Annotated in this window: 8 protein-coding genes; 5 read left to right on the top strand and 3 right to left on the bottom strand. The window is 40.6% G+C overall.

Annotation, left to right across the window (positions count from 1 at the left end):
• Nucleotides 1-158: 158 nt before the first annotated feature.
• The gene (locus AACU33_RS05240) at nt 159-4,112 is read left to right on the top strand and encodes a DUF2157 domain-containing protein (protein WP_096587361.1); all 3,954 of its coding nucleotides are present in this window, start codon (nt 159-161) and stop codon (nt 4,110-4,112) included.
• 256 nt (nt 4,113-4,368) lie between these two features.
• Here the strand turns inward: AACU33_RS05240 and AACU33_RS05235 are convergent, their stop codons facing one another.
• Entirely contained in the window at nt 4,369-5,523 is a 1,155-nt protein-coding gene (locus AACU33_RS05235; RefSeq protein WP_096587360.1) for a cysteine desulfurase family protein, read from the bottom strand.
• Between the two features lie 216 nt (nt 5,524-5,739).
• Between AACU33_RS05235 and AACU33_RS05230 the strand changes: the two genes are divergently transcribed.
• The 3 genes from AACU33_RS05230 to AACU33_RS05220 all read left to right on the top strand — a co-directional run bounded on the left by AACU33_RS05230 (nt 5,740) and on the right by AACU33_RS05220 (nt 8,624).
• Nucleotides 5,740-7,368, top strand: coding sequence for a DUF655 domain-containing protein (locus tag AACU33_RS05230; RefSeq protein WP_096587359.1), 1,629 nt, complete (start codon nt 5,740-5,742; stop codon nt 7,366-7,368).
• Nucleotides 7,369-7,586: 218 nt separating this feature from the next.
• The gene (locus tag AACU33_RS05225) at nt 7,587-8,264 is read left to right on the top strand and encodes a DUF1345 domain-containing protein (protein ID WP_339375777.1); all 678 of its coding nucleotides are present in this window, start codon (nt 7,587-7,589) and stop codon (nt 8,262-8,264) included.
• A gap of 114 nt (nt 8,265-8,378) precedes the next feature.
• Entirely contained in the window at nt 8,379-8,624 is a 246-nt protein-coding gene (locus AACU33_RS05220) for a ChaB family protein (RefSeq protein WP_096587358.1), read from the top strand.
• A 281-nt stretch (nt 8,625-8,905) separates the two neighbouring features.
• On the opposite strand, the gene AACU33_RS05215 is transcribed toward AACU33_RS05220, so the two are convergent.
• Together AACU33_RS05215 and AACU33_RS05210 are read right to left on the bottom strand one after the other, a co-directional pair.
• The gene (locus AACU33_RS05215) at nt 8,906-9,298 is read right to left on the bottom strand and encodes a response regulator (RefSeq protein ID WP_096587357.1); all 393 of its coding nucleotides are present in this window, start codon (nt 9,296-9,298) and stop codon (nt 8,906-8,908) included.
• Nucleotides 9,299-9,601: 303 nt separating this feature from the next.
• Nucleotides 9,602-11,287 (bottom strand): GAF domain-containing sensor histidine kinase, encoded by a 1,686-nt coding sequence (locus AACU33_RS05210; RefSeq protein WP_096587356.1) that lies wholly within the window; start codon nt 11,285-11,287, stop codon nt 9,602-9,604.
• Nucleotides 11,288-11,562: 275 nt separating this feature from the next.
• Here AACU33_RS05210 and AACU33_RS05205 point away from each other — a divergent pair, with 275 nt between their 5' ends.
• On the top strand, nt 11,563-12,756 hold the full coding sequence (locus AACU33_RS05205; protein ID WP_096587355.1) for an NAD(P)/FAD-dependent oxidoreductase: 1,194 nt from the start codon (nt 11,563-11,565) through the stop codon (nt 12,754-12,756).
• Nucleotides 12,757-12,826 lie beyond the last annotated feature (70 nt).

Raw genomic sequence — 12,826 nt, 5'->3', positions numbered from 1 at the left:
TATCCGTGGAATTAATCCAAAATCTAAAATTGCCTTACCTAATTTATTATTAAGAACTTAAACTTTTGGATTGGTCGGCTAGATAAGTGGCACAGATAAAGCCACAATATACTTTAAGCAATATTTGATTAAAGTATATAGTTATACAACTGCGGCTTATGTTACCCGATCGCCCGCTAAAAATTGACATCAGGTTGCCATCTTCCCATCCTCAACTATTAGAAGGGCTGGATCTATGGTTGCGTATGGGTTTGATATCGGATGCGCAAGTTAGGCAGATTTGTCAGGAGTTTCTTGTATGTCAAGTAAGTTTGCAACCTCAGGTAGCTAAAGCAACTGCCGATCCAGTAAAACAATTACCTGTAGAGATGTTGCAAACAACGTCTTTAGAATCTCGTAGCCGCAAACTACCACCAGCAGAACCCGCAAAACCCAACTTGATAACCACAATGTTGCAGTCGTTGGGGGCGGAATTGAGCGTCCGTTGGCTGCTGTTTTTAGGCGTATTTTTGGTGGTGGTATCCTCTGGGGTACTTGCTGCAAGTCAGTGGGAGAAGTTTCCCGCCTCTGGACAATATGGGGTTTTATTTGCTTATACCTTAAGTTTTTGGGGTTTTGGCTTTTGGGCTGCTAGACAAAACAACCTGAGATTAACGGCGCAAACATTGCTGCTTGTAACGCTGTTGTTAGTGCCAGTAAACTTTTGGGCAATGGACAGCTTTAAATTGTGGCACAATCCTTTAGATTGGATTGCAGTGGCGATCGCCGCTCCTACATTAACAGCTATAACTGTTTTACTCTTCAGTAATCGACTATTTTCTATTAATTTACGCACTGATAAATTACTGCTGGTAAATATTCTGGGGCTATCTTTCCTGCATTGGGGTTGGAAATTACCAAGCTTTCCCTTAATTGCTGTGTATTTGGCAACAATCGGCACAACTATCATTACTATTTATCACCATCGCTATCATCGGCAAAAAACCCCAGAAGCTTCACCTAGTGAAAGTAGTAGCCGGATTAGTGTAGGGATTAACTTACCAGCAGCCGTAATTATTTATGCTTTGGTAGTGCTATTAGTGCGGGCAATTTTTATTGCCAAGGTAGAAGTCACTCAGCTAGGGTTAGCGATTGGTATTTGCGGCTGGTTGATGACTTGGTTAGCACAGCGAGAGATGAGGGAGCAGGGGAGCAGAGGAAGCAGGGAGGCAGAGGAAGCAACTTCTCCTTCATCTCCCGCATCTTTCCTCATTTGGGAAAGGTTTGGTAGCGTTCTCCTATTCTTAGGTTGGTTGGTTGCAGTTATAAATTATCCTTGGCAAGCCATTGCTGTAAGTGGGTTGAGTTTGCAGTTTGTAGGAAGCCGATTGCAGAGGTATAGTTTACAGACTGATTTAGCAGCAGTTTTTGCGATTGGCTTACAGACAATTTGCTTAGGTTGGCGATTACTACCTGCAAGCGTTCAACAAGGAGCGATCGCTTTTGGTACTCAACTTACGCAGTCGCAAAACGAACCTTGGGCTTTGCTGAGTGTTGCTTTATTTCCTTACATTATTTTCATGGTGGCGCTGACGGATCGCTTTTATCGTGCCCAAAAGCGAGATTTGGGGCAGTTTGGCGATTCGCTAACGCTGATACTGGGAACTGTCTTAACAACGATCGCCTTAGTAAATCCCACATTGCGATCGCTAAATTTGTTATTTTCTACCATCACCCTTGCAATCGTTACCAAACGCCGCTTTGACAGAGAACAGCAAAGACAAAGAGAATCTTCGCCTTTGCTTTACCTCACTCACGTTATGGGAGTGCTGACACTTTGCTCAATCGTGGATTGGCTATTACCAAGTCTGAGTAGAGAAGTCTGGGCAAGTATTTTGTTAGTTTTGATGGTGGTGGAATGGGGATTGAGCCTCAGTAATAGAATCTGGCGACTGAGTGCATGGCATATTGGTTTAGCATTAGCCTTTGTGAGTTTTGTGCTGTTTTGGGTAAATGCTGAAACCTCATGGTTTGGCGTTGTTCGCAGTTACCATCATTGGGGAATTCTTTGGCTAGTTACACCTTTGACGCTTACAGGTATAGCCAGCCGCACAACTACAGAACGTCGCACTCTTAGTAGTACCTTGAGTGTTGTAGCTTTAGGGCTTGCTCAGTCACTAACTATACAGCTACCAGGAACTAGATTAATTGGTTTGGTTGTAGCTGCAATTTTGATGTTTGCCAATACACGCTATTTGCGTTACCAAATAACCGCGGGAATCACACTCGGATTTGGTTTAAGTTTCATAGGTGTTCTGCTGTGGGAAGGTATACCAGGATTACCCAAATTAAGCCTAGCAGGTTGGTTTATTGTCGGTGCGATCGCTACTTTGAGTTTATGGTTAGGGCGTACAATCTTAAACCGTCAAGGTAACGAACTCGCAACTATATATGCAGCCGCCAGCGATAAATGGGCGATCGCTTTGTGTAGCTTGGAGTTATTCTTGCTGACAGTGCATTCTCTAGTTGTGTATGAGAGAATTGCTGCACCAGGATTTTTCTATTTAACTGCGATTGCCATAACTTTGGTAGCGATTATCTATCGCAGTTGGGGACAACCAAGCAATTGGGCATTTTATGGCATTGGTTGGTGTTTGGAATTGTTGATAGCCGAATTGCTGGGATTTTGGGGTCGTTCAGTGGTGAATATGGCAATCGCCAATATCGCCTTAGGTTTGAGTGCCCAAATTTTGGGAGAATGGTGGCGAAGACGCTATCAAACAGAAAGACTCAAGAGTAGCCTGCACATTCTACCGCTAATATATGCTGCCTTAAGTGTAGTACTACGCTTGCAGACATTTGACGACTGGACAGGTTTATGTTCTTTAGGTGTAGCTTTGATTGTGATTGGTGTCGGGCGACGCCAAGAAAGCTTCAAACCCCTGTTGTACTTAGGAATCATTGGCGTATCGATTTCTGCCTATGAACTCTTGTTCTACCAAATGTCACAGGCTAAAGGCGGTGCATATGGCGATGGCTTAATTGCAATGGCTGCTCTGGGTACTAGTATTATGTACGCCTATCGCATTTTAACGCCTTGGCTGTTAGATTACTTACGCCTAACTCGTCAAGAATTGAAAAGCATTGCTCATTTTCATTGGGTTTGGAGTAGTTTTTTATTACTAGCTGCGATTAGCGCCCCCATTCAAGTTAATCGCCTGTTAGGGTTGGGTACAGGAATTGTTTTGATTCAGTATGCAATCTTTCAAGGTAGGAATGTATCTGCATCTTCCCGAATTCTGGGCAGCATCACAATAGCAGAGATGTGGGTTTACCTTGGTTTATTACAGGTAGCGGCGATCAGAATTTATTGGCGTGAAACTATAGTAGGGCATTTGATAACAGGGCCATTAATTCCTTGGAATGGTGCGATCGCTTGTGTAGTTGCTTACTTTCTCTACATCTTACCTTGGGAAAATTGGGGCTGGCCGAAAAGACCTTGGCAATGGGCAGCATACATTATTCCCTTGGTAATTTTAGCGGAAACCAGCCTGAAAGTTTACCCAATTACTTTAGCGATCGCTGCTTGTTACTATATATTCCTCGCCAAGGTTGGTAACAACATTCGGTTTACATATATCAGCGTCGTATTAATTGATTGGGCACTATTTCGCTGGTTCTCTGACTTACGCCTAACTGATAGTTTGTGGTACGTCACAGTCATTGGTTTATCGCTTTTATATATTGCCCAAATAGATCCCCTACTGAGACTACCAGAATCTAAATCTGCTCGTCACAGCTTACGAATGCTGGGCAGTGGATTAATTTGTGGCTGGGCAATTATTTTCAATCAAGATACAGCCTTGATACCAGGAATTCTCAGTCTCATCGCCATTTTTGCTGGATTAGCATTGCGGATACGAGCATTTCTTTACATTGGCACAGCGGCTTTTTTAATTACTAGTATTTACCAATTAGTAATTTTTAGCTTGCGTTATCCTTTCTTAAAATGGGTGGTTGGTTTATTCGTGGGAATTGTACTAATTTCAATTGCTGCTAACTTTGAGACTCGTCGGGCACAAATTAGTTCTCTATTACGTAATACCAATGATGAATTTGATCGCTGGGAATAATCAATCGGTGCAAATAATCATCGCTTGTTTGTAGTCGCGCTTTAGCGCTGTGTCTATAGCGCTAAAGCGCGACTACGAGCCAAATACAGAATTTTCACTTTTCTTTACATAGTTTGGTTTTTCTCGCCGACTTAATTACATCGGTCTGGGATGCCAAAACATCGGCTTGTTATATTAATGCATCGACCTGTTATAGCAAAACATCGGCTCGTTATATTAATGCATCGACCTGTGATGCCAAAACATTGGCTTGTTCTCAAATTACAGGTGTCAACCTCTGCAAAACCTGCTGCAAAACCATTGCTGTCCAATCGATGTCAGCCTCACTAGTCTCTCGCCCTAAAGTCATGCGTATTCCACCTAAAGCAGCTTGTTCGGAATAACCCATTGCCAGCAAGATGGGGCTAGGGCTAAGTTTACCACTATGACAAGCTGCACCAGCACTGATACCAATTCCTGCCAAATTTAATTGCCGTACTAAAGTTTTACCGCTAAGTTTTTCCCCGTCGGCGTATTCCAAGCAAAAACTAATATGATGGGGTAAGCGATGCTCAAGGTCGCCTGTGGGAATTAAACCAGGAACATCAGCTAACTGAGCAAATAAGCGATCGCGTAATTGAATTAAACGCGGTGTTTCTGTAGACATTTCTTGGGCTGCGAGTTCAGCCGCTACACCAAAGCCAGCAATTACAGCTGTAGCTTGAGTTCCAGAACGTAGTCCTCTTTCTTGTCCACCACCAGCAAATAGCGGTACTAACTCTACACCAGGACGCACATACAACGCCCCTGCGCCTTGCGGCCCATATATTTTATGACTAGAAAGGCTAAGTAAATCTACAGGCAATACTTCTACATCAATAGGTAAGCGTCCGACAGCTTGCACTGCATCTGTGTGAAATAATACCCCATGCTCGCGGGCAATACTTCCCAGTTCTGCGATCGCTTGTACTGTTCCAACTTCACTTTGACCGTAAATCACAGACACCAATACTGTATTATCTCGTAATGCTGCTTGCAAATCTGAAGGATTAACTCTACCTTTACGATCTACCGGAAGGCGAGTCACTTCCCAACCCCACATTTCCAGCAATCGCGCCGTTTCCGTAATTGCGGAATGCTCAACGCTAGATATAATCAAGTGTTGCGGTACATTGTACAATCGAGCCACACCCATCAGTGCCAGATTATCAGCTTCCGTCCCCCCAGAAGTAAATACAATCGACTCTGGATGAGCAGCGTTAATTAATCCCGCCACTTGGATTCTCGCTACTTCTAAAATTGTTGCTGCCCGTTGTCCCCACTCATGTAAGCTAGAAGCATTGCCCCACTGTTGAGCGAGAACTTTTTGCACAGATGCGATCGCTTCTGGGCGAGTGGGAGTAGTAGCACTGTAATCTAGATATATTTGCATATCACCAATCAATAAGTGAAGACATACGCTGACAACGGTTTGCTTATATTTTCAGCATATACAGTTAAGTTACTTAATCCTAAAAAAGCTCTAAAGAATTTTGCATAATGTATACTTTCTGCCCTACTTGTAAAGCTATTTTTCTACTTAATGGGCATACTCTATTTTGGGAATAATATGATGTGTTAACTCTCAACCTACTTTTATCAGATTACCGTGCAACTTTTTTCCCGTCTCAAGTATTATTTTATATTTTTGCTAATATTTACTATTGCATCTTGCCAAAAAGTCCAGTCTCAGGATAAACATCCAGCACCTCTACCACAAGATCCATTTGTTCAAGTTTACTTTAACCATTCCCAGTCCTCAGAATTCACAGAACCTTACCGCAAGCAAACTCGTCTGGGAGATAATTTAGAACAGCAGATTGTCAATGCAATTTCTCAAGCTAAATCGACAGTAGACGTAGCCGTTCAAGAATTACGTTTACCGAAAGTCGCCCAAGCACTAGCAGACAAACACAAAGCCGGAGTAAAGGTTAGATTAATTTTAGAAAATACCTATAGCCGTCCTTGGACTAGCTTCACAACTGATGAAATTAGTAAGCTAGAAAAAAGGGAACAGGAACGCTACAACGAATTTCGGAAATTTGTAGACATTAATCAAGACAACAAACTCAGCCAAGCAGAAATTAATCAAAGAGATGCTTTAGCGATTGTACAAAATACCAAAGTTCCTTGGATAGACGATCGCGCCGATGGTTCAGCAGGTAGCAATTTGATGCATCATAAATTTGTAATTGTAGACAATCGCATCGTAATAGTAACTTCTGCCAACTTTACTTTAAGCGATGTATTTGGAGACTTTACAAATCCCAATAGTTTAGGTAACGCCAATAACTTCTTAAAAATTGACAGTCCAGAATTAGCCGCGTTATTTACAGAAGAGTTTAACGCCATGTGGGGTGACGGCCCCGGAGGAAAACCAGATAGTTTATTTGGTGTAAAAAAGCCAGCGCGTTTACCAAAAACTATTACATTAGGTCAAACTAAAATTACCGTACAGTTTTCTCCAAATTCCCCAACTCAACCTTGGAGTCAAAGTACTAATGGTTTAATTGGCAAAACTTTAGAATCAGCAAGCAAATCGGTCGATCTAGCATTATTTGTATTTTCCGAACAGCAGCTTGCCAATATTCTAGAAAATCGACATCAACAAAGCGTACAAATTCGCACTTTGATAGAACCACAATTTGCTTATCGTTCTTATAGCGAAGCATTAGATATGATGGGGTTAGCTCTCAGTGAAGAATGTAAATATGAAGTAGATAATAAACCTTGGCAAAATCCCATTACTAGCGTTGGCGTTCCAACCTTACCCAAAGGCGATTTATTGCATCACAAATTTGCTGTTATTGATGGAAGAATAGTAATTACAGGTTCTCATAATTGGTCTGAAGCAGCCAATAATGGTAACGATGAAACCCTAATTGTGGTTGAAAGTCCGACAGTTGCAGCCCATTATGTACGAGAGTTTGCCCGTCTTTATACCAATGTCAAACTTGGTTTACCGCCTACAATTCAACAAAAAATAACAGCCGAAGCTAAACAATGTCCTCAGATTACAACTCCTACATCAATTCCTAATTCAGTAATTAAAAAAGTAAATATTAATACTGCTACTTTGGAAGAATTAGTAACTCTACCCGGTGTTGGTAAAAAGTTAGCACAGCGAATAATTATCGCTCGCCAACAGCAAAAGTTTACATCTTTACAAGATTTAGAAAGAGTTCCAGGTATTAGTAATAAGATGCTCTACAAATTGCAAGACACTGTGATTTGGTAGTATCTAGTAGTAGTGTAGGGTGGGCATTGCCCACCATAATCAACGATATTTTTAACTTCGATAAAATTTTCTATAGTTATCAGTTGTTGCTGATTATATATACCAAAATATTTTTGTCTCATCACATAAATTTTGTAGATAAATTTCCTAAAAATTCTTTATATTTAAATTAATACGTTGATTGAGAAACACCGTTAATCAATTTGAACATTTTTAAAGTGCCTATTAGAATTAATATATTTAAAGACTTCGATCCTCGACCTAGACTAATCGCAGCTATTGTGATTGCTGCCATAGTTTCACTATTGCTTCCCCATTGGCTACACTTACCTACCCGTATTCTCTGCGCTTGGAACTCAAGCGCTGACTTTTTTCTAGTCATAACTTGGTGGAAGATGGTCAAAGCTACGCCAGAAAAGACTCGTCGTTATGCTGAGAGTGAATACGAAGGCCGTTTGGCTATCTTCATGCTAGTAATTGCTGCGGCTTGTGCTAGTGTGTTAGCGATCGGATTCTTACTTACTGATAAAAAAGGTGTATCTGTACTTTTATTAACCTTACACCTCGTACTTTCGATTATGACAATTATAGGGTCTTGGTTACTGGTGCATACAATGTTTGCACTGCAATATGCACACACCTATTATCAACATCAGATTTCTACTAATACTAGCGGAGAAATCAATAGAGGGTTAGATTTTCCTCATAATGACTATCCCGACTATTGGGAATTCCTCTATTATTCTTTTGTTATTGGTATGACTAGTCAAGTTTCTGATGTACAGACAACATCTCGCGCAATGAGACGCTTAACTTTACTTCACAGCATATTATCTTTCTTTTTTAACACTACCATTCTAGCAATCACCATCAACATCATTGCTGGGCTGATTTGAAAATTGTTTTACTCAGCCAAAAGTATGGTGTTTGTATATCTCTACTTGCAGAGGAAATCTATTTTTTCATTTTTTAGCATAAACCTAACTAAGTTGAGACATCGGAGTAGGTTTATGCCTTATAACCAAATCAGTGAATTGCCTCAAGACATTCAAAATCAACTTCCTGAACACGCCCAACAAATTTTCTTTGCAGCTTTCAATGCAGCCCAAGACAACGGTATGGGTGAAGAAGCGGCGCGTGATATCGCTTGGAATAGCGTGAAGAATGAATATGAACCAGGTAATGGGGGTCAATGGCATAGAAAACCTGAAGATCCCCCAATCCACAATAAAGCTATCACCACCGGTGGTAACTAATTGCCTTTAGTTAGTTTTTAAGTTTAAGGCGGTTTTAAATCGGCAGACCGTCTTAAACTTTAATTGTCATTGATGTTGCCTTTGTTAATTTAGGAAAAGAGAAATTCTGGATGTACAGCAAATTAATGAATAAAAAGTGCGCTACTTTACCACACTAATTGATTCTGAATTCTTCTTCAAATTGATAAATAAGAAATTTAAAACCTAATAATTATTCAAAATGCATTCTTAAGCCTTTCTAAGCTAAGGATTATACAAATTAAACATATAAGCGCTATAGGCTATTCACAAACAGCCGACAAACCAAGTACCTCGCGAGAAATGTCTAGAACATTTTTGGCACGGAAAGGCTTAGTCATATATAAATTTGCGCCTGCTTCAGACCCTTGTTGTTTATCAACTTCTTGCCCATTAGCCGTGAGCATAATAATGTAAACATCTGACATTTCTAATTTATTTTTAACCATATTGCAAACTTCTATGCCAGTCATTTTTGGCATGATGACATCCAAAAAAACAAGCTTGGGTTTTTCTGTCTGAATAATTTTTAATGCATCTTCACCATTTTTAGCTATTAAAATTTCTACTTCGTCTGCTTCTAAACTTTCAAGAGCCTCTTCGAGTAAAAGACGCACGCTAGTTTCATCATCAACAATTAATACTTTTCTATTCATTTCAAATTATCCTATGTATGTATTTATAATAAAAATCTCTAGATGATAGATTTTTCTATATTTCTTAAGCAATAGCTATTTGTGTTTCAAGACAATCGGCATTATTTCCTCATAAAATCGAGATTATTTGTTGGCTTGTTGGATAAATATTGATTTTTAGATGTTGCAATAATATTGTATACCTGTGTCGGTGATATGTCTGTCAGTATTTTTAAGGTTGAAGAGTTTTTATTGACTACTACAACATTTATCGGATGATACTGGCTAGAGAATTATCTCTGGTATTTTCTAACTACATATTCTTTATATTTTTTGTACAACCGGAATTTCAATAGAGAAAATAGTTCCCTCTCCAGGCTGAGATAAACAACGCAGCAATCCCCCATGCTTCTCAACAATTTGAGAGCTGATTGATAGCCCTAATCCCGTACCTTTTCCAGTAGGCTTAGTGGTGAAAAATGGCTCAAATAATCGCTGTTGCAAACTGTCTGGGATACCCGGGCCATTGTCAGAAATTTGAATTTTCAGCCAATTGGAATCAATTATCTCGGTAGAAATGCGAATTTGCAATTTATCACTACTTTTTTGTGAGATCATGGGCCATTGGCAACTGATCGTAGACTCCTCTAAAGCATCGATGGCATTCGCAATCAAGTTCATAAATACTTGGTTTAGCTGATTCGCATAACCTTCAACCAAGGGAATATCACCGTACTCTTTGATTACCTGAATACCTAAATTTCTTTCTTTCGGCTTGAGTCGGCTTTGCAGAATCAGCAATGTGCTATCAATTCCTTCATGAATATCAACTGGCTTCATCTCTACTTGATCTAAGCGGGAGAAGTTTCTTAAAGACAAAGCCAGTTGACGCATTCGCCCAACACCTAAAATCATGGATGACAGGGTTTTAGTCAAGTCTTCAATCAAAAACTCTAAATCGGTACGATCGAGGAAGTTTTGAATTTCTGCAACAGGCTGCGAATAGTGTTGTTGATAAAGTTGCAACAAATTGAGAAGTTCTTGCGTATATTGTTGAATATGGCTGAGGTTCCCACTCACATAGTTAATTGGATTGTTCATGTCGTGGGCAACTTCTGCAACTAAATTACCCAATGAAGACATTTTTTCGCTTTGAATCAACTTAGTTTGTGTTTGCTGGAGTTCAAAAAGGGTGCGCTGGAGTTGCTGTGCTTGTTCTTGGGCGACTTGTGCAGCCGTGCAACTTTGCTCATAAAGTAGAGCTTTTTCGATCGCGCCTGCGGTTTGCAATGCCAAAATACTCAGCAGTTTCCAGTCTTTAGTAGAGTATGTAGTTGGAGTCTCGCTGCATATAACAATTGCCCCTATCAGCTGGTTTTTAGACTTTAGAGGTACGCAAATCAGAGAATTAATTTGCGTCTGAAACTCCATAAATCTTGGATCGGCAGATGTATCATTAACTATCTCACCGTTACCTGACTCCAGAATTTTACCAACTATGCCTTGACCTAACTTCAGAGGTTCTGCTAGCGTGCCAATCTGACCATCTTCCCAAATAATTTTCAGCCAACCAGTTTTGCCATCTAACAATAAAATTGCACCACTGGTAGAGTTAATTGAATTTCTAGCTTCTTTAATGACCAATCTGGCAATTTCTTGAACATCTAAACTGGCTGTAATTTGTGTAGAAAGGTCTTGAAATAGATCGATTTCTTCATACTTATCTAGCAATTCTCTAACTACTTCTTTCTTTTCTTGTTGCTGTTGTGCTAGGTAAGAAACTAAAGCCGCAATAGCAGCAATTTTTTGCTCTCCAATTACCCAACCGATAATTTCTTCTGACAGCTTCACTGGATATTTATCAGAGTTGACATCATGATTAATACCGATTAGTGGTTTGCCATCGATATCTTCAATGCAGATAGTAGTGCCCATCTCCTTTTCTAGGTGGTTGAGGATGGTCAGGAATTCTGTTTGGGTAACTAGCTTTCTGAAATTGATTCGGGTCATCTAAGTTTGGCACTACCAGTCCACAAGATTGTTGTTAAACTCAGCAGGAAATATTGCCTTAATAGGCTCACCTGTATTGTTCCCATCCAAAGTACATAGAGTAACAAATGTACTCGTAAAACCTCATGGCTAAATATCTGGGAACTAAATGCGATCGCAAACTAAGCTTTTAGGTAATTATTCACTCTAGATTTGGGAATCATGGCCAGAGATATAAATTAATCATTACACTGAAAGTTAGTTGCCTAGCTGGGATTGACGTTCCCTCACAAAAGATGACTCAACCAACTCATAGAATTGTAATCCTTGGTGGAGGCTTTGGTGGCCTCTATACTGCTTTGCGCTTGAGCCAGTTACCTTGGGAATCTACGCAAAAACCGGAAATTGTCCTGATCGATCAAAGCGATCGCTTCCTATTTTCTCCTCTACTGTACGAATTACTCACTGGCGAACTGCAAACTTGGGAAATTGCCCCACCTTTCGCAGAACTTTTACAAGGCACTGGTGTACGTTTTTACCAAGCTGTTGTTGCAGGCATTGATATCGACCAGCAACGAGTACATTTACAAAACGGGCCGGAACTCTCCTACGACCGCTTAGTACTAGCCTTGGGCGGAGAAACTCCTCTAGATTTGGTTCCCGGTGCGACCTCCTACGCCTACCCATTCCGCACAATTGCTGATGCTTATCGGCTAGAAGAACGCTTGCGGGTTTTGGAAGAATCCGATGCAGATAAAATTCGCGTAGCAATTGTTGGGGCTGGTTACAGCGGTGTAGAGTTAGCTTGTAAGCTAGCAGACCGACTCGGAGAAAAAGGACGCTTCCGCCTCATCGAAGTTACCGATCAAATTTTACGCACTTCGCCAGAATTTAACCGCGAAGCCGCAAAAAAAGCTTTAGAAGCACGGGGCGTATTTATTGATTTAGAAACCAATGTAGATTCTATTGGCAAAGATACTATTTCTCTAGAGTATAAAAATCAAGTAGACACAATTCCTGTAGATTTAGCGATCTGGACTGTAGGAACGCGGGTGAGTCCGGTAGTGAAATCCTTACCTCTCAAACACAATCAGCGCGGTCAAATCACTACTACACCAACTTTGCAAGTTTTAGAACATCCAGAAATCTTTGCCTTGGGCGATTTAGCCGACTGTGTTGATGCTAAAGGTCAGCAAATCCCCGCTACTGCGCAAGCTGCCTTTCAGCAAGCCGATTATACAGCTTGGAATCTCTGGGCTTCCCTCACAAATCGTCCCTTACTGCCTTTCCAATATCAAAAATTCGGAGAAATATTGTCATTGGGTGTAGATAATGCTACTCTCACAGGCTTAGGAATCAAATTAGACGGTTCATTAGCATACGTAGCCCGGCGTCTGGCTTATCTGTATCGATTGCCAACTTTAGACCATCAGCTCAGAGTTGGTTTTAATTGGCTAGTCCGTCCTATTATAGAAACGCTTTCTCAGTAGCAAATAGTGCGTAAATATAACTATGCACTGAAGCTGCGATCGAGCACAATTTAAAATCCAGGACTCAAAA

The organism is Calothrix sp. NIES-2098, assembly GCF_963875125.1.
In the GTDB taxonomy this organism is placed as follows: domain Bacteria; phylum Cyanobacteriota; class Cyanobacteriia; order Cyanobacteriales; family Nostocaceae; genus Aulosira.
Note: the sequence above shows the minus strand (reverse complement) of the source record. Positions and strands in the feature narration are given on the sequence as shown.